The sequence below is a fragment of the Aliidongia dinghuensis genome (assembly GCF_014643535.1).
Lineage (GTDB): Bacteria > Pseudomonadota > Alphaproteobacteria > ATCC43930 > CGMCC-115725 > Aliidongia > Aliidongia dinghuensis.
Genome location: NZ_BMJQ01000004.1, coordinates 61,181 through 79,825 on the forward strand (window position 1 = coordinate 61,181; position 18,645 = coordinate 79,825).

General features: G+C 65.9%; 16 protein-coding genes. 12 read left to right on the forward strand and 4 right to left on the reverse strand.

All coding sequences use genetic code 11. The features are described 5' to 3' along the window. Positions 1 to 95: 95 nt before the first annotated feature. Positions 96 to 1,055: a LysR family transcriptional regulator gene (locus IEY58_RS08535; RefSeq protein WP_229743583.1), complete on the forward strand. Its 960-nt coding sequence runs from the start codon at positions 96 to 98 to the stop codon at positions 1,053 to 1,055. A 65-nt stretch (positions 1,056 to 1,120) separates the two neighbouring features. Here the strand turns inward: IEY58_RS08535 and IEY58_RS08540 are convergent, their stop codons facing one another. Then, a complete protein-coding gene (locus IEY58_RS08540) occupies positions 1,121 to 4,651 on the reverse strand; it encodes an AAA family ATPase (RefSeq protein ID WP_189044659.1) in 3,531 nt (1,176 codons plus the stop codon). Positions 4,652 to 4,810: 159 nt separating this feature from the next. Between IEY58_RS08540 and IEY58_RS08545 the strand changes: the two genes are divergently transcribed. Next, positions 4,811 to 5,464 (forward strand): peroxiredoxin, encoded by a 654-nt coding sequence (locus IEY58_RS08545; RefSeq protein WP_189044661.1) that lies wholly within the window; start codon positions 4,811 to 4,813, stop codon positions 5,462 to 5,464. A gap of 87 nt (positions 5,465 to 5,551) precedes the next feature. Further along, positions 5,552 to 6,187 (forward strand): PEP-CTERM sorting domain-containing protein, encoded by a 636-nt coding sequence (locus tag IEY58_RS08550; RefSeq protein ID WP_189044663.1) that lies wholly within the window; start codon positions 5,552 to 5,554, stop codon positions 6,185 to 6,187. 293 nt (positions 6,188 to 6,480) lie between these two features. On the opposite strand, the gene IEY58_RS08555 is transcribed toward IEY58_RS08550, so the two are convergent. Further along, positions 6,481 to 7,371, reverse strand: coding sequence for an AraC family transcriptional regulator (locus tag IEY58_RS08555; RefSeq protein ID WP_229743584.1), 891 nt, complete (start codon positions 7,369 to 7,371; stop codon positions 6,481 to 6,483). 193 nt (positions 7,372 to 7,564) lie between these two features. Continuing rightward, positions 7,565 to 8,071, reverse strand: coding sequence for a GFA family protein (locus IEY58_RS08560; protein ID WP_189044665.1), 507 nt, complete (start codon positions 8,069 to 8,071; stop codon positions 7,565 to 7,567). 155 nt (positions 8,072 to 8,226) lie between these two features. On the opposite strand from IEY58_RS08560, the gene IEY58_RS08565 reads away from it, so the two are divergent. From IEY58_RS08565 to IEY58_RS08575, 3 genes are all read left to right on the forward strand, one after another. Further along, the gene (locus IEY58_RS08565) at positions 8,227 to 8,592 is read left to right on the forward strand and encodes a YciI family protein (protein ID WP_189044667.1); all 366 of its coding nucleotides are present in this window, start codon (positions 8,227 to 8,229) and stop codon (positions 8,590 to 8,592) included. After that, positions 8,589 to 9,839 carry an RNA polymerase sigma factor gene (locus IEY58_RS08570; RefSeq protein ID WP_189044669.1) on the forward strand — a complete coding sequence of 417 codons (1,251 nt, stop codon included), beginning with the start codon at positions 8,589 to 8,591 and terminating at the stop codon, positions 9,837 to 9,839. Before IEY58_RS08565 ends, IEY58_RS08570 begins: the two co-directional genes overlap by 4 nt. Before the next feature lie 112 nt (positions 9,840 to 9,951). Further along, positions 9,952 to 10,320, forward strand: coding sequence for a YciI family protein (locus IEY58_RS08575; RefSeq protein ID WP_189044671.1), 369 nt, complete (start codon positions 9,952 to 9,954; stop codon positions 10,318 to 10,320). Positions 10,321 to 10,418: 98 nt separating this feature from the next. Here the strand turns inward: IEY58_RS08575 and IEY58_RS08580 are convergent, their stop codons facing one another. Next, a complete protein-coding gene (locus IEY58_RS08580) occupies positions 10,419 to 11,078 on the reverse strand; it encodes a peroxiredoxin (RefSeq protein ID WP_189044672.1) in 660 nt (219 codons plus the stop codon). Positions 11,079 to 11,472: 394 nt separating this feature from the next. On the opposite strand from IEY58_RS08580, the gene IEY58_RS08585 reads away from it, so the two are divergent. From IEY58_RS08585 to IEY58_RS08610, 6 genes are all read left to right on the forward strand, one after another. Continuing rightward, the gene (locus IEY58_RS08585) at positions 11,473 to 11,658 is read left to right on the forward strand and encodes a ribbon-helix-helix domain-containing protein (RefSeq protein WP_189044674.1); all 186 of its coding nucleotides are present in this window, start codon (positions 11,473 to 11,475) and stop codon (positions 11,656 to 11,658) included. A 1-nt stretch (position 11,659) separates the two neighbouring features. After that, positions 11,660 to 12,010 (forward strand): VOC family protein, encoded by a 351-nt coding sequence (locus IEY58_RS08590; RefSeq protein ID WP_189044676.1) that lies wholly within the window; start codon positions 11,660 to 11,662, stop codon positions 12,008 to 12,010. 10 nt (positions 12,011 to 12,020) lie between these two features. After that, a complete protein-coding gene (locus tag IEY58_RS08595) occupies positions 12,021 to 12,887 on the forward strand; it encodes a class I SAM-dependent methyltransferase (RefSeq protein WP_189044678.1) in 867 nt (288 codons plus the stop codon). A gap of 78 nt (positions 12,888 to 12,965) precedes the next feature. Further along, a complete protein-coding gene (locus IEY58_RS08600; protein WP_229743585.1) occupies positions 12,966 to 13,811 on the forward strand; it encodes an ImuA family protein in 846 nt (281 codons plus the stop codon). Continuing rightward, positions 13,720 to 15,312 (forward strand): Y-family DNA polymerase, encoded by a 1,593-nt coding sequence (locus tag IEY58_RS08605; protein WP_189044680.1) that lies wholly within the window; start codon positions 13,720 to 13,722, stop codon positions 15,310 to 15,312. Before IEY58_RS08600 ends, IEY58_RS08605 begins: the two co-directional genes overlap by 92 nt. Then, complete coding sequence (locus IEY58_RS08610; RefSeq protein WP_189044681.1) at positions 15,309 to 18,575, forward strand: error-prone DNA polymerase; 3,267 nt, start codon at positions 15,309 to 15,311, stop codon at positions 18,573 to 18,575. The genes IEY58_RS08605 and IEY58_RS08610 overlap by 4 nt, the downstream gene beginning before the upstream one ends. The last annotated feature ends 70 nt before the right edge of the window (positions 18,576 to 18,645 follow it).

Below are 18,645 nucleotides of genomic sequence, written 5' to 3' on the forward strand. Positions count from 1 at the left end.
CGACGCCCGCCGCGACGATCGGTGTCCGCCGTTCGGAATTGGGCCGCGCGTGGCTGCATAGGCTATGATGACCGCCAGTGCTACCCACAGACGAGATGCTGTTCGATGTGTTGGGCACGGGCTTTGGAAGGCGCACCCAGGCGGTGCCGGATTGCACCATGATCGACTGGGATGACGTTCGCTACTTTCTTGCCGTCGCACGCGGAGGCTCGGTGCGGGCTGCCGCCGCGCACCTCGGGGTGAATCATTCAACCGTGCTGCGACGCGTCGCCCAGCTCGAGGAACGCCTCGGGGCGCACATGTTCGAGAAGCTGCCTTCGGGCTACCGCCTGACGGCTGTGGGGGAGGAGGTCCTCGAGCTCGCGGTCCAGATGGAAGCGTCGTCGCACCAACTGGAGACGCGGGTCTTCGGCCGCGACCAGAGTGTGCGCGGGCTTCTGCGGGTGACACTGGCACCGCCCCTCGCGACACACCTGCTCATGCCGGACTTCGCCGATTTCGCGCGTCTGCATCCGGATATCGAGATGGAAATCTTGTCGTCCGGCGAGCTGGCAAATCTGACCAACCGAGAGGCCGACGTCGCGATTCGGGTCGTCTACGACCGCAAAACCCTGCCGCTCAATCTTCACGGCCTGAAGGGACCGGAGCTGTTCGGAGGCGTCTACATGTCTCGCGATCGACTAGCCGCGTGGCGTGCGGGCGCGCCTGATCCCATCCGGTGGATCGTCATAAGCATTCATGGAATTCCGGACTGGGCCCGCGAGGGTGAGGTTCGCACCACGGGCGTTCCATTCAGGACCACGGACGCCGAGGCGCAGATCGTTGCAGTACGGCAAGGGCTCGGGATGACGACACTGCCGTGCTTCGTCGGAGATGCCGACCCTCTGCTGGTGAGGGTGCCGGGCACCGACCTGCACAGGTACGGAACGCTCTGGCTTCTCACACAGAGGGAGACACGCAAGACGAAGCGCGTGCGGCTCTTCACTGAGTTCGTATCCCGCAGGCTCGCCGCGTACGCTTCGCTTCTCGCCGGGCTGTCCCTATCGCGCGACTGACGCGCGGCGGGTCGCCGGCGACGTTATGCTTAGCTTATTCAACGAACGGCAGCGTCTCACCTACCTCACATTCCGTGAGTGGCCAGCTCTCCCGTCAACGGAAGACCGGATTGAGTGCAAGCCAGCAGCATCTTCGCATCGGCAAGATCGGGCGTGTTGAAACCTTCGGTGAACCAGCCATAGATCGGCACGAGCAGGTCACGCGCATCCGTGTGGCGCCCTTGCTCGCAATAGAGCCGCGCCAGGTTCGCAGCGGCACGTAATTCCCAGAGCCTGGCTTCCTGCTGCTGGGCAGTGCCAAGGGCGCCGCGAAACAGATTGGCAGCAGCCTCGGTATCTCCTTGACGCAGCAGCAACTGTCCTTTGTGCCGCTTCAACTCTGTCTCGAACCAACGCTCCCCAGTCCGCGCGACGAGCTCGACTGCCTCGTCCAGCAGGGTTGCGGCTTCCGCGATCTGTCCGGCAGACTGGCATCCGGCGGCCAGCAGGTCGATGAAATGCGGCAACCACATTACCGCTCCGGTATCGCGGTAGGCCGCCACGCCCTCACGCAGAAGCGTTATCCCGCCCGCCACGTCGCCGTCCTGGACCCTCGCACGACCTCGAAAGATGGCCCCCCAGGCACGGTAGAAGGGCAATCCCTGCTCCGTCGCCACGGCCGTCAGTTCGTTCGCCTGCCTGTTCAGGGCTGCATGGTCGCCAGCGAGCGAGGCCTGCAAGGCACCGATCGCCAGGCTCACGGCCAAAGATGTCGGATGGCCCAGTCGTCGTGCATCGGCGATCGCCGATGCACTCCGCGCGCGAGCCTGATCTGGATGGCCGAGACAGAGCAGCGCAAGCCCCAGGAAGGCCTGCGTCATGAGTGGGTGGGAGCCAGCCTGATGGACCAGCGTGCCATGGAGTGCAGGATCATATATGGCCAGCAGCCGTTCCAGATGCGGCCGCGAGTCCGCAAACTCGCCCGCCAGCAAAAGACTTTGTCCGGAGACGCTATGCCCCAGCACGAGCCCGGCAGAGTCGTCATGATTGCGACTGAGACGGAGCAATTCCTCGCCCACGCGCCGCGCCTGACCGAGTTCGCCGCGGTAGACGTGGACCATCGACTGCCCATAGGGCACCTGACGGAATTCCGGCGGGGAGCCAAGCTGCTCCCACAGGTTTCGCATGTAGGCATACGCCTGACCAGTCTCTGGCGCGGCCTGTCCTTTGAGGAAACGCAATGTGGCACCCAACCCGCTGCGAATTTCGAGCTCTTGACGGAGACGTGCGGTGCTGTCCGGCAGGAGTGCCAACTGGTCGAGGGCCTTTTGAAACTGTGCCGCCGCTTCGGCCAGCGCCGAGCGCGCAGCGGACCGCTGCCCGGCCTTAGCCCAGAAGGAGACGGATTTCTCCACGAGCCCGGCCTCGGCGTAATGCCATGCGAATAGTTCGGGCTGCGTCTCCATCAGCTCCGTGGACTGTGCTTCGAGTGCGTGGGCAATCCGGGCGTGCAATTGCTGCCGGGAATCACGCAGCATGCTTCCGTAGGCTGCGTCCCGCACCAACGCATGCTTGAAGCTATAGGTCGCGTCGGGCGGCGTGCCGCGTTGGAACACCAGCTCGGACGCGGCGAGCCGGGCAAGAGCGGTTTGCAGTTCAGCCTCGGAAAGAGGCCATGCGGCTTTAAGCACCTCGTAGGAAAACTGGCGTCCGATTGCGGCGCCGATCTGTGCCGCCAGCCGCACCGAGTTCGAGCGGTCGAGCCGTGCCAGCAGCGAAGCGCGGAGGCTCGTCGGGATCGCCAGCGACGGCAACGCTCCATCGATGACGTAGCGATCCGCCTCCGTCCGCAGCAACCCGCTCTCCAGCACGCTCTTGGTCAATTCCTCGACGAACAACGGCACGCCATCGGTACGATCGGCGATTTGGTCGATGACGGCGTCCGGGAGCGCCTTGCCGGCGATCAACGCGACCAACGCGATGCGGTCGTGCCTGTCCAGGCGGCTCAGCGCCAGCGTCGTCACCCGCGGCTGGCCGGTCCAGGGCGGCTGAAATTCCGGACGAAACGTCACGATCAGCAGCATCTTCAGGTCGGGGGCCTGCTCGATGATCATGTCGAGCAGCTCGCGCGACGTCGCATCGATCCAATGTGCGTCTTCAAAAATCACAGCCAAAGGTTGCTTGCGCGCCAGCTTCTCGAGGTACCGGCAAATGGCCTCCAGGATCTGCTGCTTCTTCTTCGCCGGGCTGAGGTTCGGCAGCGACCGGCCCTCCGGCATTGGCAAACCCAACAGATCCGAGAGCAAGACCGCATTCTCGTCCGGCAGGCCCAAGCCGGCCAGCAGGGTTTGGAGCTTTTCGAGTCGCGATGTCGGCGTCTCGTCGCGCACGAAGCCCGCTGCTCGTCCGAGTTGGTCGACGAACGGAAACAGCGGGCTATCCTGATGATGGGGCGAGCAGAAATAGCGCAAGCGGAAATGCGCGTCGGTATCGAGACGCTCCTCCAGGGCCACGGTGAGGCGCGACTTGCCGAGACCGGCCTCACCCGAGACCAGCGCGACCTGACCCTCGCCGGCCGTGACACGCGACCAGAGGCGACGCAGCAGGCCGATCTCCTCCTCGCGACCGACCAGCCGCATCAGCGCCGGCCCGCGCAGGGCCTCAAAGCGATTCGCCGTGGTGTTCTCGCCTAGCACCTTCCACACGCGCACGGGCTCGGTGCCGATGGCGGTATCGATCGTGCCCAGATCGCGAGAATGGAACAGACCGCCGATCAGGCGCCTTGTTGTCGACTCGATCGCGACGACACCCGGCTGCGCCGACAGTCGAAGCTGTGCCGCCAGGTTTGGGGCCTCCCCGATGATCTCGCGATCCTGGCCCGCGCCGCCCGGGCTGAGATCGCCGACGATCGCCATGCCCGTCGCGACGCCGACACGGCACTGCAGCGACGCTCCCACCGCAGCGGGTCTCAGGGCGCTCACCGCTGCGCACAATGCGAGCCCGGCGCGGACGGCATGTTCGGCATCATGCTCGTGCGCGACGGGATAACCGAACAGAACAAGCACGACATTCCCGAGATGGTCGGCCACGAAGCCACCGTGGCGATCGACCGTTTCTGCGACGCGGCGCTGAAAGGCCGCTATGGCGTCGCGCTGCTCTTCGAGACCCACACCGTCGGCGCGCCCCGCCGTTCCGATTAGTTCGCAGGATATGGCGGAGATCGGACGACATTCCACGTCAACCCGCGGCTCGGCTGCGAGCTCGCGCGCGGCCTTGATCGGCGGCAACGCGCCGCCCTTCGCGTCTTCCGCGACAACCGGAGCGACAAAGCGATAGCCGCGGCGGGGCATGGTCTCGATCCAGCGGTCGCCGCCGGGAATCGCGCCGAGGACGCGCCGCAACGCCGCGATCTGAACCGTAAGATTGCTGTCCTCGACCAGCTGGCCGGGCCACGCGGCCTCGATCAGCGCGTCTTTCAGCACCAGCGCGCCACGCTGTTCTATCAGCACCCGCAACACGGCGACGGCTCGCCGGCCGAGCGCCACCGGCTCGTCTCCCAGCAGCAGCAGCTCGCTCCGCGTGTCCAGCCTAAAAGGTCCGAGCGCGTAGGTCGTCATAAGCAACGAGCTTATCTCTCATTTTTGTAAATTTTTCGGAAATTCTTCCGCCTTCGTTCACGACACCGGCCCTTGGGGAAAACATAGTCTCGCCCGTCGCGACTATACCCGACAGCGAGGACAGAGACGCGACAACCAGCAAGGCGGGAGGCCACGTCAATGCGGATCAATTCTGAAGCGCCGAACTTTACGGCCAACACCACCCAAGGGACGATCGACTTCCATCAGTGGATCGGTGACAGCTGGGCGATCCTGTTCTCCCACCCGAAGGACTTCACCCCGGTCTGCACCACCGAACTCGGCTACATGGCCGGGCTCAAGCCCGAGTTCGATAAGCGCAACACCAAGATCATCGGCCTCAGTGTCGATCCGGTCGAGAATCATGCGAAGTGGGCGCAGGACATCGAGGAGACGCAGGGGCACGCGGTCAACTATCCGATGATCGGCGATACCGAGCTCAAGGTCGCGATGGCCTACGAGATGCTGCCCGAGGGCGCCGGCACCACTTCCGAAGGGCGCACGGCCGCGGACAACGCCACCGTGCGGTCGGTCTTCGTGATCGGCCCGGACAAGAAGATCAAGGCGATGCTGACCTATCCCATGTCGACCGGCCGCAACTTCGACGAGGTGCTGCGGTTGCTCGACTCGTGCCAGCTGACCGCGAAGCACACGGTGGCGACGCCGGTGAACTGGCGCCCCGGCGACGACGTCATCATTCCGCCGGCGGTGTCGAACGAGCAGGCGGCGGCGAAATTTCCGAACGGCTGGAAGACGCTGAAGCCCTATCTGCGCGTCGTCGCGCAGCCCGACTGAAGCCGACGAAATCCCGTCGCCACTCATTTGATCGAGAGCGCAAACGTCATGTCATCGCATCTTGCATCCAGAATCCGGACCCCCAGGATGTTGCCGGCCATCGGCATCGCCATCGGTGCGGCCCTCATGCTGCAATCGGCGCCGCGCGCCCAGGCCGACCCGATCGTCTATGATTTCGCTGCCGACACCGTGCTCGATTTCAGTAATGGCGATACCGAGACGCTCCAGGGCACCATATCGGTCGACACCACGACGGACCCCGGATTGGTATTCTACACCTCGGATTTCACGCTGACCGGCAGCTCGCAGGAGGCTGGACACTACACAGGAACTCTCGGACCGGTCGGGAGTTTCGACAGATTTGTTTTCAGCGCCTACAAGCCCGCGCTGTTGTCGACCGTTGTATTGAACTTAGAAATGGGCCCCCCCCTCGGCTACCTGCCGGCGACCTCTTCGATCCTTTCGGTGAGCGCGGATGAGGATTTTTGCACGGACCCTGTCACCACCCCGACAGGCCCCGGTTGTTATGCCGATACATTCACGTCTCCGACGGCGACGGTCGTCAGCGGCGGTGGCCTCGCTGTCGCGGGCTCACCCAGCACAGATGTTCCGGAGCCGGCGAGCCTCGCCCTGTTCGGTGCCGGCCTGGCTGGTCTGATGGTCGCACTCCGCGGTCGCTATAGCTCTACTCGCAGGGCGTACATGGTCTTGCCGCTTCCGTGAAGTGGCCGGTGCCGTAGCCTACTCCTCTCGTCGGAGGTCATGAGCAATCGAGTGGGAATGACGGGTGCAAACGGCGGCAATTTAGGGGGTGGCAGTGTCCTCGCGTAGACTGGCCTGCCCAAAGGCGGGCCTGATTCGCGCCCAACCTCGGTCGTAGGGAAGGTCGATTCATTCGCCCGAAGCGGGACAGGTGGTTTTTCCGCGGCGAGGGCTCAAGCCCCGGGCCGGCCTGCGATGGACAACGGCCTGTCCACTTCCAGCTATCAGAATGGGCAGGCCGCCGTCGGAGAGCGCTATTTCAGCGGCAGGAAGAGTTCCGCGACCACTTCATGGACCGGTACGTCCGGGAAGAAGGACAGCCATCGTTTGCTATGGATCGGGAAGTCACGCACTTCCTCGCCGCTGGCCGGAAGCCAGTCCCGATAAAGGAAGAGCCCTTCGGGCTCCAGATTGTTGGAAGCGCCGTTGACGGCGCGCAGCACCGCGCACCGTCCCCCGGGGATTACACCGGCCTTCACCTGCACGTCATTCGCCGCGATCGGCTGGTCGGTCCCGACACATATATCCATGCTATAATCTGCCGGGACCGCGGGAATCCTCTCGGAACGAAAGATCATGAAAGTAGGGCTTGTCTCCGGCGACAGGCCGGCGGCCTTGCGCCAAGCGTTGAACCGCTGGAAGGTTTCTCCGAGCGTCGCGCGGTCGCCCCGGTGCTCCATGATCGCCACCGCCGTGGGGGGCACATCGCGGATCGTCACGTCATCGCGCGTATAGGTAGTGTGCATGAGCTTGCTCCTCGCATTGTCGAGAGGCCCGAAGGCCGCAAGCCACGGCGCCCAATCGGGCGACTTCCGGAACGATGAGGGCGATTGCCCGAACCGTTGCCGAAAGGCGCGGGCGAAGGCATCCGGTGCATCGTAACCGGCATCCATCGCTATGTCCGTGACGCTTTGGGCGTCTATGCAGGCCAGCCGGTGCGAAGCGCGCTTCATACGGGCAAGCTGGATATAGCGATGCACGGTTAACCCGAAGGTCGCCGTAAACTGCCGGTGGAAATGAAACTTCGAGAAGGCCGCGACACCGCTCACCGCCTCCAGGTCCAGATCACCGTCAAGATGCCGGTCAATAAAGTCCAGCACCCGCCGCATCCGGGCCTGATAGTTTTGAAGCGCCGCCTTCATCATCCCTCCTCCGTGGCGGCTCCAGTTGGCCGCGGATGGCCATAACGTGCTCGACCGATCTTGCGGTTTTGCATAGATCGACCCGGAATTTCCAACGCCCCCCTGCAGGCAAGTCTGACGTCGGGATGAATGGCAAGATAGCCGTAGACGATCGAAATGCCGGAGCCGCGCATGGCCAGGATATTGGCTCCGCCAATTACCTTCCGACAAACTTGACGAAGCCGGCCAGCACCAATCTTCCAATGAGCGGCATGGGGTAACCCCGATAGCAGGGCAGGTCTGTCGGGGAGGTTTCATCCGGCACGGATCCTGTGCAGATTCGCATCCGCACCGCCGGCACGTCGCCGTGGAAGCGGTCGCGGTTCATCGAGACCCAGTGCTTTGAATCGTCGAAACCGAGATACATCATCGCATTACAGCAAGTTGCCACGTATCGGATCGTGGCGGATGACGACTTCAGCTTGAGCCCGCGGAGAAGGTCGACGCCCTTGATAGGATGCATGCGATCCTTTCGGAAAACGAGGAAGGCGGTACCCCCGCTTGCGTCCAGGACACGCGGGGCTGCTGGCAGGGCTTCGATCTGACGCGCAGCGGTCCGGCAATCCGCGCAATGACAGGCAACCGCCACAATCGGTGAGCCGATGGTCTCGAGCAGGACGCTTCCACAGGCGCAGGACGATCTGAAGCGTGGCGTGGGCGGCATGGAATGGGCTACTCGGGTGACGTAAGTTCAGGAGTGGTCGTCAGGGCGACCGCGTTTTCGACAGGCTGCGTAACTTATTTTTCGGCAATGTCGAATCCGGCGGCTCCGGATCGACAATCGGGCGATGCTGATCATCCGTGAAGGAGCGAGCCACCATGCGCTACGTTTGCCTGATTTATTTCGATCCAAGGAAGGTATTCGATGGAAGTGCCGAGTCTAATGCGGTGCTTGCTGCCCTTGCGGCACATGACCAGGCCCTGAAGGCAAATGGCCAGCTGGTCTTCGCCCAGCCGTTGGCGTTGCCCAACGCGGCGATGACGGTGCAAGTGCGCGACGGCAAGATGTCCGCGACTGACGGCCCGTTCATGGAAACCAAGGAGATGCTGGGCGGTCTCGTCGTCATCGAGGCGTCTGACCTCAACGCGGCGGCGCAGATCGCAGCCGGCATACCGTTCGCGACGTTGGGCTCAATCGAGGTGCGACCAGTCCCAGATTATACGAAGCCACGCCCGAAACTGTGATCGAGCCCGGCGCCTATGTCGCTCTCGAGGCCGCATATCGGATCGAGGCGCGCCGTGTCCGCGCCACGCTGATCCGGCTCCTGGGTGACTTCGATGCAGCGGAGGAGGCGCTCCACGAGGCCTTCGCCGCCGCCGCCGACCGCTGGCCCAAGGAGGGTATTCCCTCGAACCCGTACAGCTGGTTGGTCTCGGCCGGTCGGTTCAAGACAATCGACCGCTGGCGTCGCGAAATGCGGCTCGCGCGTGCATTGCCGGCGCTGGCCCCGCTCGCCGAGCCCAGTCTCGAGCGTGACATGCCCGAAGTGATAGAGGATGACGAGCTGCGGCTGATCTTCACCTGCTGTCATCCAGCACTTCCGCCGGATGCGAGGATCGCCCTCACGCTGCGCGAGGTGGCTGGGCTCACAACCGAGGAGATCGCCCGCGCCTATCTCGTATCGCCGCCCACGATCGGACAGCGCATCGTGCGGGCGAAAGCGAAGATCCGCGAAGCGCAGATCCCTTACGAAACGCCGTCGCCCGATGATCTGCCAGCGCGTCTCGAACCAGTGCTCAAGGTGATCTACCTCGTCTTCAACGAGGGCTATGCCGCGACGGAAGGCGACGCGCTGACACGGCCGGTTTTTTGCGCGGAAGCGTTACGGCTCGGGCGACTGGTCGTCGGGCTGCTCGACGAGCCGGAGGCGCGAGGCCTCCTCGCCCTGATGTTGCTGCACGATTCGCGCCGCGCCGCTCGCGTCGATGCGGCAGGCGACCTCGTGCTCTTGGAGGACCAGGATCGCTCACTTTGGGACCGGAACAGCATCTCCGAAGCGATCGGGCTCATCACGGATGCGATCGCCGAGCGAAAGGCGGGCCCCTACCTCCTGCAGGCGTTGATCGCGGCGACGCACGCCGAGGCTGAGAGCTTCGACCGCACCGACTGGGCGCGGGCCGTATCGCTCTACGATGCGCTCTGCCAGATTGAGCCGTCGCCGGTTGTGGCGCTCAACCGGGCCGCGGCGATCGCGATGCGCGACGGGCCGGAAGCGGGGCTTGTGGCGATCGATGCCGTAATGACCTCGGGCGAGCTCGATCAGTATGCTTACGCTCATGCGGCCCGAGCCGATGTCCTCCGACGGCTCGGCTGTGTGGACGCCGCGCGCGCATCCTACGAACGCGCGCTCGCGCTCACCCGTCAAACGGCTGAGCAGAGATTTCTGCGACGCCGGCTTGCGAACTTTGGGCCGACGATGCGCGTCGTTTAGTGCCGTCGATCTCAACCGCCGAAAAAATTGCAAGACGAGGTCGGCTTCCGAAAACCCCGTTCGTCGTTCCGATGCCAGGCCGCTGAGGCCGGCTCGAACAAGGAGACAGGCGATGCGTGTGATGGTGCTCGTGAAGGCGACCGAAGACAGCGAAAAGGGCTATTCCCCGGAGCCCTGGACGATCCAGATGATGGAAGCGATGGGCAGATTCAATGACGAGCTGAGGAATGCCGGCATCCTGCTCATGGCCGACGGCCTCAAGCCCTCTTCGCACGGCAAGCGTGTTGCGTTCGATGGTCCCGGCCGCACGGTCATCGACGGGCCTTTCGCCGGGACCCGCGAGCTGGTCGCCGGCTTCTGGCTCTGGGAAGTCAAGGACATGGACGAGGCGGTGGCCTGGGTGAAGCGCTGCCCCAATCCCATGCCGGGACAGAGCGAGATCGAAATCCGGCCGCTGTACGAGGTGGCTGATTTGCGATGAGAAGCTGACGCCGCCGTCACTTTTGCGGGTTTATCGCCGCAGTCCAAAGGGCGCTGCGCACGGCCCGTGGGGCCGCGCGCGACCGTCGCCTCCAGTCGTTAGTCTGGCAGTGCCACCACCCGCAGATATGGCTTCAGCGTCTTCCAGCCGTTCGGGTATTTCTCGGCCGCCTGTTCATTCGACACCGACGTCGGAATGATCACGTCGTCGCCGGGCTGCCAATTCACCGGCGTCGCCACCGTGTGCTTCGCGGTGAGCTGGCAGGAGTCGAGCAGGCGCAGCACCTCGTCGAAGTTGCGGCCGGTGCTCATCGGATAGGTCAGCATGGCCTTGACCTTCTTGTCCGGGCCGATCACGAAGACCGAGCGCACGGTGGCGTTGTCGGCCGCGGTGCGGCCCTCGGAGGTGGTGCCGGCGCCCTCGGGCAGCATGTCGTAGGCCATCGCCACCTTGAGCTCGGTATCGCCGATCATCGGGTAGTTGACGGCGTGCCCCTGAGTTTCCTCGATGTCCTGCGCCCACTTCGCGTGGTTGTCCACCGGGTCGACGCTGAGGCCGATGATCTTGGTGTTGCGCTTGTCGAACTCGGGCTTCAGCCCGGCCATGTAGCCGAGTTCGGTGGTGCAGACCGGGGTGAAGTCCTTCGGGTGGGAGAACAGGATCGCCCAGCTGTCACCGATCCACTGATGGAAGTCGATCGTTCCATGTGTCGTGTTCGCGGTGAAGTTCGGTGCTTCCGAGTTGATTCTCAACGACATGTTCGTACTCCTTCCTTGGGGCAAGGCGCGATGGAGTTTCCCGCGGGAGACTCGGCTGAAACACGGCGTCCCGGCACGCATGGCATGAGCGGGCACGGACGCGATCTTAGGCCACCTGATATGGTCCGCGTATTGAAAACCGCTTCCCGGACAGCTTTACGCTCGGCGGATAGATCGTCCCGGCACGCTACCGCACGGCGCCGGCGTCGTCACCGTACGAGGGAGATCACGGGATACCATCGCCTCGATCACCCGTCTGACACTGCCTGGGTGCATACACCGGACAAGCAATTCAACGTTCTCGCTCCGGACTGATCCCTGCTCCGTGACGGTATTGGCCGCGGCCGGAGCACGGCGCCTTGACATTTTCTAGTTTGCTAGCAATCTAGTATTTATGACGAACGAAGGCGTGAAGCAGTTCAACGTGTATCTGCCGGTCGGGCTGATCAGGCAGGTCAAGCATCACGCCATCGAGGCGGAGCTGTCCCTGTCGGCATTGGTCGCTGATGCGCTGCGTGCTTACCTCGACACCAACCAGAAGCAGCGACCGTCCGCCGGAAAGCCTGATAAGGAGACGTGATATGACGACCGATGGTATCGAAGCCGTCTTCCTGACGACCCATAACTGGGGCAAGGCCGCCAAGTTCTTCCAGGCGCTGGGCTTTAATCTCGAATTCGAGACCGACCACAACTCGGGCCAGCTCCGCAGCGGCGACGGCCCCTATCTCTTCATCGCGGAGGTTCCGGCCAGCGAGACGCCCGAGGCGCATGTCGTGCTCAAGGTGCCCGACGCGGACGCGTTCCGGCCTGAGGCCATCGTCGATGTGATGACGCCGTTCCAGGACACCCATTGGGGAACAAGGGAGATGACCGTCCGGGATCCCGACGGGCGCATCTGGCGGCTCCAGGCCCCGGCCAAGGCGCACAAGTGAGTTTGCGATCTTGAACGACCGGCAAGACGGGGCGCCGGACAGCACGGCGGCGCGGGTCGCCTTGTGGCGCGCCCTGCATGTCGAGATCGATCCGCCGCCGCATGTGCTGGAAGACGAGAACGGACTCAAGTTGCTGGCCCCGGACGAGGGCTGGCGCCGCCGCGGGGACATGGACCCTGGGTTCACGCGGCCGTTCCGCGCTTCCATCGTGGCGCGCGCTCGCTTTATCGAGGACCTTGTCGTGGAACAGGCCGGCCGCGGCCTCAGCCAGTATGTCATCCTCGGCGCCGGCCTCGACAGCTTCGCCCAGCGCAGGCCGGAGATCGCATCCCGTCTGAGCGTGTTCGAGATCGACCGGGCTGGTCCTCAGGCTTGGAAGCGCCGGCGCCTGATTGAACTCGGCTTCGGTGTTCCGGACTGGCTGCGTTTCGTGCCGGTCGATTTCGAGGCAGGCGAGGCCTGGCGGGATCGGCTCGTGACGGCTGGCTTCGATGAGAGCAAGCCGGCGATCGTGGTCTCCACAGGTGTCAGCATGTATCTCACCAAGGAGGCGAACGCAGCCACGCTGCGCCAGGTCGCAGCACTCGCCCCGGGATCGACGCTCGCCATGACGTTCCTGCTTCCGCTGGAACTGGCGGACCCCGAGGTCCGTCCCGGGCTCGAGATGGCGGAAAAAGGCGCGCGGGCAAGCGGCACGCCGTTCCTCAGTTTCTTCACGTCGCCGGAGATTATGGCGCTGGCCCGTCAAGCCGGGTTTCGGGAAGTACGGCATGTTTCGGCGGCCGATCTGACGCAGCGCTACTTCGGGGGGCGGGCAGATGGCCTTCGCCCGCCGGATAACGCTGAGGAACTCCTGGTCGCAACGACGGGGCGATGACGGCGCTCCACCGACTCGGCCTTGACCTCACGCACCATCGTGCTAGAACAAAGAGTGAACAAGCGTGATGGTGATGCTGTGGCGACCCTTGTGCAGTTCGGCGGCAAGAAGCAGGCGGCCTTGGTGGCGCTTCGGGCGGCCCTGCGCCGGCTCGAAGGGCCGGGGCGGGCCGCGGCGGGCGTGGTGCCGACCGGGTTCGACGCGATCGACCGGGCCTTGCCGGACGGCGGGCTCGCGCGGGGCGCGCTGCACGAAATCGTGGCGGACGAGGCGGATCAGGCGGCGGCGAGCGGCTTTCTCGCTCGCCTGCTGGCCGGGCTCGGCGCAGCGGGGCCGGTGCTCTGGTGCCTGGCCGACCCGGATCTCTACGGACCAGGGCTGGCGCGGCTGGGCCTGGCGCCGGGCCGGCTGATCCTGGCGCGCGCCCGGCGTGACGCGGACCTGCTTTGGGCCATGGAGGAGGGGTTGAAGACGCCGGGCCTGGCCGCCGTGCTGGGCGAGCCTCACGGGCTGGACTTGACGGCGAGCCGCCGGCTGCAGCTTGCGGCCGAGAGCACCGGCGGCGTGGGCCTGGTGCTGCGCCGGGCTCAAGCCGCTGACGCGGACCAACGTGGTAAGGCGACGGCCGCGGTTACGCGCTGGCGCGTGGCATCGGCGCCGAGCCTGGCCGATCTGCCAAATCTGGATCTGCCAGGCCTCGCCGTGCCGCGCGATTTCGGCCTGATGCGCGGCCGCTGGCGGGTGAGCCTGGAGCGCTGCCGTGGTGCCGTCCCGATCTATGACGGTGTCTCCGGGGACGGCAGCTATGGCGAATGGCTGGTGGAGGAGACGGATGCGACGAGTGCTGTCGCTGTGGCTCAGCAATTGGGCGACCGATCGGGTGCATCGCCGGCGGCGGTTCGAGCGGTCCGGCGCGTCGGTTGAGGCGTCGCCCGCCGATCGGCTGCCGCTCGTCACCGTTGCCGATCTCGCCGGCCGGCGCGTGCTGGCCGCGGTCGATCCGGCGGCGGCGCTTGCGGGCCTCACGCCCGGCATGAGCCTCGCCGACGCGCGGGCGCGCGTGCCCGATCTCAGCCTGGTCGATGCCGATCCCGAGGGCGACGCCCTGGCGCTCGCCCGGTTCGCCGATTGGTGCGGCCGCTACAGCCCCTGGACCGCGGTCGACGGCGCGGACGGCGTCTGGATCGACGTGACCGGTTCAGTGCCGCTGTTCGAGAGCGAGGCGGCGCTCGCCCGCGACCTGGTGGCGCGCGCCGCGCGGCTGGGCTTTGCCGCGCGTGCCGCCGTCGCCGATACGCCTGGGGCGGCCTGGGCCGTGGCGCGCTACGGCGCGCTCGCAGAGGGCGTGCGCATCCTGATGCCCGGTGAAGCGCGGCCCGGTGAGGCGCGGGGGGTGCTGGCCGATCTGCCGGTCGCCGGGCTGCGCTTGGCCGGCGAGATCGTCGCGGACCTGAAGCGGCTTGGCCTGAAGCGGATCGGCGATCTCTACGGCATGGCGCGGGCACCCTTGGCACCCCGGTTCGGCGAGGCGGTGGCGCGCCGGCTCGACCAGGCGCTGGGCCTCGTCGAGGAGCCGATCTCGCCGCGCCAGCCGACCCAGCCGCGCCTGGTCCGGCGCGTCCTGGCCGAACCGATTTCGACGGCCGAGGCGATCGAGCACGGCCTCACCCAGCTCATGGCCTTGCTGTGCCGCCGGCTCGAGACGGAGGGGCTGGGTGCCCGCCGGATCGAGCTCGCCTGCTACCGCGTCGATGCCCAGGTCGAGCGTATTACGATCGGCACCAGCGAGCCCAGCCATGCGCCGGCGCATCTCGCCCGCCTGCTCGCGGAGAAGATCGGCACGATCGCGCCCGGCTTCGGCATCGAGCTGATGCAGCTCGAGGCGCATGCGGTCGAGGCCATGGCGCCGCGGCAGCAGGGGCTCGACGCGCGGGCCGATCAAGGCGCCGTGGCGCCGCTGGTCGACCGCCTCGCCAACCGGCTCGGCGCCCGCAATGTGCTGGGCTTGGTCCCCGTGGACAGCCACCTGCCGGAGCGGGCGGCGCGCCTGGTTTCGCTGCTCGACGGCCGGTCCCGGCAGCCCGGCGGCAAACAACCGGATTGGACGAGCCGGCAGCCGCGGCCGATCCGGCTCCTGGCCCATCCCGACCCGATCGAGGTCATGGCGCCGGTGCCGGACGATCCGCCGCTGATGTTCCGCTGGCGCCGGGTGCCGCACCGCGTGCGCCGGGCCGAGGGGCCGGAGCGCATCGCGCTCGAATGGTGGCATGAGCCGCCAATAGGGGCCGAGGGAGCCGGCACGGACGGCATCCGCGACTATTACCGGGTCGAGGACGAGGCGGGCCGGCGCTTCTGGCTCTATCGCCGCGGCCTCTATCGGCCGGAGGTCCCGCCCGCCTGGTTCCTGCATGGGTTCTTCCCATGACCGACTATGTCGAGCTGACCGTCACCTCGAACTTCACCTTCCTGGAAGGCGCTTCCCACCCGGGCGAGCTGGCACGCCAAGCGGCGCGGCTCGGCCATAAGGCCGTCGCCATCACCGACCGCAATACCTTGGGCGGCGTGGTGCGCGCCTGGGCGGAGGCGAAGGAGGTGGCGGCCGAGATCGAGGTGGCCCGGCCGAAGCCCGCTCCCGGCGAGGGAAAAGCGGATGGGGCGGAAGAAGAAAAAGAGCCGCCTTTTCGCAGCATCATCGGCTGCCGGCTCGATTTCCGCGACCGGCCTAGCCTGATCTGCCTGCCGACCGACAAGGAGGCCTATCACCGCCTGTCACGCTTGCTCACCATCGGCAAACGGAAGGCGCCCAAGGGTGAGTGCTGGCTCGACGCTGCCGACCTGCCGGCCCATGCCGATGGCCAGATCCTGATCGTGCTGCCGCCCGACGAGGCCGATCCCGGTTTCGCAGACTGGGTGAGGAAAGACGGCGAAGCCTTTGCGGGCCATTGCTATCTGGCCGGCCAGCATCGCTACCACGGCGACGATGCGGCGCGGCTTGCCTGGCTTGCGGCCGTGGCCGAGGACGCCGGCACGCCGCTGGTCGCGACCAACGACGTGCTCTATCACGTGCCGGAACGTCGGGTGCTGCAGGACGTGCTCGCCTGCGTGCGCATGAAATGCACGATCGACGAGGCCGGCCGCCGGCTCGAAGCCCATGCCGAGCGACACCTGAAGCCGGGCCAAGAAATGGCGCGCCTGTTTCGCGACTATCCCGACGCGCTCGCCCGCACGATCGAGATCGCCGACCGCTGCCGGTTCGACATGGGATCGCTCAAATACGAGTATCCGGACGAGGAGGGGCTCGAAGGGCGCACGGTGGCCGAGGAACTGGTCCATCGGGTCGAGGCAGGCATCCGCGACCGCTATGGCGATGACGTGCCCCCCATAGTGCGCGAGCAGATCGACAAGGAGCTGAAGCTCGTCGCGGAGCTCGAATACGAGCCCTATTTCCTGACCGTGCACGACATCGTGCGTTTTGCCCGAGAGCTCAAGCCGCCGATCCTGTGCCAGGGCCGCGGCTCGGCCGCCAATTCGGCGATCTGCTTCTGCCTCGGCATCACCGAGATCGACCCGAAGGAAGGCAACAACCTGTTCGAGCGCTTCCTGTCGCACGAACGGCGGGAGCCGCCCGACATCGACGTCGATTTCGAGCATGAGCGGCGCGAAGAGGTGATCCAGCATATCTATAAGCATTACGGGCGTCATCGGGCAGCCCTGGCCGCGACCGTCATCTGCTACCGCATGCGTGCGGCGCTCCGTGACGTCGGCAAGGTCATGGGGCTTTCGGCCGATGCGGTCGCAGCCTTGAACGGCACGATCTGGGGCTGGAGCAACCAGGGCCTGCCGGAACATCGCGTGCGCGAGCTGGGGCTCGATCCGGCCGACAAGCGGTTGGCCTTGACCCTGATGCTGGCCCAGGAGCTGACCGGCTTTCCGCGCCACCTGTCGCAGCATGTCGGCGGCTTCGTCATCACCAAGGGGCCGCTCGGCGACCTGGTGCCGATCTCGAACGCCGCCATGGAGGAGCGCACGGTCGTCGAGTGGGACAAGGACGATCTCGACGCGCTCAGGATCCTCAAGATCGACGTGCTGGCGCTCGGCATGCTGACCTGCCTGCGCAAGGGTTTCGACCTGATCCGCGACCATTTCGGGCAGTGCTGGGAGATCGCGACCGTGCCGCAGGACGTTCCGGGCGTCTACGAGATGATCCAGCGCGCCGATACCATCGGGGTGTTTCAGATCGAGAGCCGCGCGCAGATGAGCATGCTGCCGCGGCTCAAGCCCGAGAATTTCTACGATCTGGTGATCGAGATCGCGATCGTCCGGCCCGGCCCGATCCAGGGCGACATGGTGCATCCCTACCTGCGCCGGCGCCGCGGCGACGAAGACGAGCCGGCCTATCCCTGCAACGAAGAACTGAAGCCGGTGCTGCACAAGACCCTGGGCGTGCCGCTGTTCCAGGAGCAGGCCATGCGCATCGCCATGGTCGCAGCCGAGTTCACCGGCAGCGAGGCCGACAAGCTGCGCCGGTCCATGGCGACCTTCCGGAAGAACGGCGATGTCGACAAGTTCAAGGACCGCATGGTCGGCCGCATGATCGAGCGCGGCTACGACCGGGATTTTGCCGAGCGCTGCTTCAAGCAGATCGAGGGTTTCGGCGACTACGGTTTTCCCGAGAGCCACTCGGCGAGCTTCGCCAAGCTCGCCTATGTCTCGTCCTGGATGAAGTGGCGCCATCCGGAAGTATTCGCGACGGCGCTGCTCAACAGCCAGCCCATGGGCTTCTATCAGCCGGCGCAGATCGTGCGCGACGCGCGCGTTCACGACGTCGAGGTGCGCGCGATCGACGTCAACCACAGCGATTGGCACTGCACGCTCGAGGCGGGCAGGGCGAGAAAGCCGCTCAGGCTCGGCTTCCGCCTCATCAAGGGCATGGCCGAGGACGAGGCGAAAAAGCTGATGGCGGCGCGGGCAGGTGGGCCGTTCCGCTCGCCTGAGGAGTTGGCGCGCCGGACCCGCGTCAACGCGCGCACGCTCGACTGCCTCGCCAAGGCCGACGCGTTCCGCTCCATGGGGCTCGACCGGCGCGCGGCGCTCTGGGCGATCAAGGGCATCGAGACCGACCGGCTGCCGCTGTTCGCCGGGCTCGACGGACCGCTCGCGACGGAGGCGCCGGTTGTGCTGCCGGCGATGAAGCCGGGCGAGCATGTGGTGGCCGACTATGCCGCGACCAGCCTGTCGCTGAAGCGCCATCCGGTGGCCTTCCTGCGCGAGCGGCTCAGCGCGCGCGGCATCCTGCCGACGGAGGCACTGGGGCGGACGCGCGACGGCCGGCGCGTCACGGTCGCGGGACTTGTGTTGGTGCGCCAGCGGCCGGGCACCGCCAGCGGCACGATCTTCCTCACACTCGAGGACGAGACCGGCATCGCCAACATCATCGTCTGGCCCGCACAGTTCGAGCGGTTCCGGCGCATCGTCATGGGCGGCGCGCTCGTCGCGGTCCAGGGGCGGCTGCAGCGCGAGGGCATCGTGCTGCATCTGGTGGCCGAGCACATGGTCGACCTCAGCGCGGAGCTGCACGATCTCGACCAGGAGCGGGCGCTTGCCGTACCCCGTGCCCGGGCCGACGAGATACTCCACCCGGGTGAGGATCGGCGCGGGCTCCGGATCCGCTCGCGCGATTTCCATTGAAAGTGGTGATGATTCTCGGAAGACCGCGGAACCGAATGCGCTAGCCCCTTGTTGAGAAAGAGTAGGCATG

Coding starts and splice junctions, on each gene's coding strand:
- IEY58_RS08555 (WP_229743584.1), bottom strand. CDS start 7,371: ATGATGAAGGCGGCGCTTCAAAACTATCAGGCCCGGATGCGGCGGGTG.
- IEY58_RS08545 (WP_189044661.1), top strand. CDS start 4,811: ATGCGGATCAATTCTGAAGCGCCGAACTTTACGGCCAACACCACCCAA.
- IEY58_RS08610 (WP_189044681.1), top strand. CDS start 15,309: ATGACCGACTATGTCGAGCTGACCGTCACCTCGAACTTCACCTTCCTG.
- IEY58_RS08605 (WP_189044680.1), top strand. CDS start 13,720: ATGCGACGAGTGCTGTCGCTGTGGCTCAGCAATTGGGCGACCGATCGG.
- IEY58_RS08590 (WP_189044676.1), top strand. CDS start 11,660: ATGACGACCGATGGTATCGAAGCCGTCTTCCTGACGACCCATAACTGG.
- IEY58_RS08550 (WP_189044663.1), top strand. CDS start 5,552: ATGTTGCCGGCCATCGGCATCGCCATCGGTGCGGCCCTCATGCTGCAA.
- IEY58_RS08585 (WP_189044674.1), top strand. CDS start 11,473: ATGACGAACGAAGGCGTGAAGCAGTTCAACGTGTATCTGCCGGTCGGG.
- IEY58_RS08535 (WP_229743583.1), top strand. CDS start 96: ATGCTGTTCGATGTGTTGGGCACGGGCTTTGGAAGGCGCACCCAGGCG.
- IEY58_RS08565 (WP_189044667.1), top strand. CDS start 8,227: ATGCGCTACGTTTGCCTGATTTATTTCGATCCAAGGAAGGTATTCGAT.
- IEY58_RS08560 (WP_189044665.1), bottom strand. CDS start 8,071: ATGCCGCCCACGCCACGCTTCAGATCGTCCTGCGCCTGTGGAAGCGTC.
- IEY58_RS08580 (WP_189044672.1), bottom strand. CDS start 11,078: ATGTCGTTGAGAATCAACTCGGAAGCACCGAACTTCACCGCGAACACG.
- IEY58_RS08575 (WP_189044671.1), top strand. CDS start 9,952: ATGCGTGTGATGGTGCTCGTGAAGGCGACCGAAGACAGCGAAAAGGGC.
- IEY58_RS08540 (WP_189044659.1), bottom strand. CDS start 4,651: ATGACGACCTACGCGCTCGGACCTTTTAGGCTGGACACGCGGAGCGAG.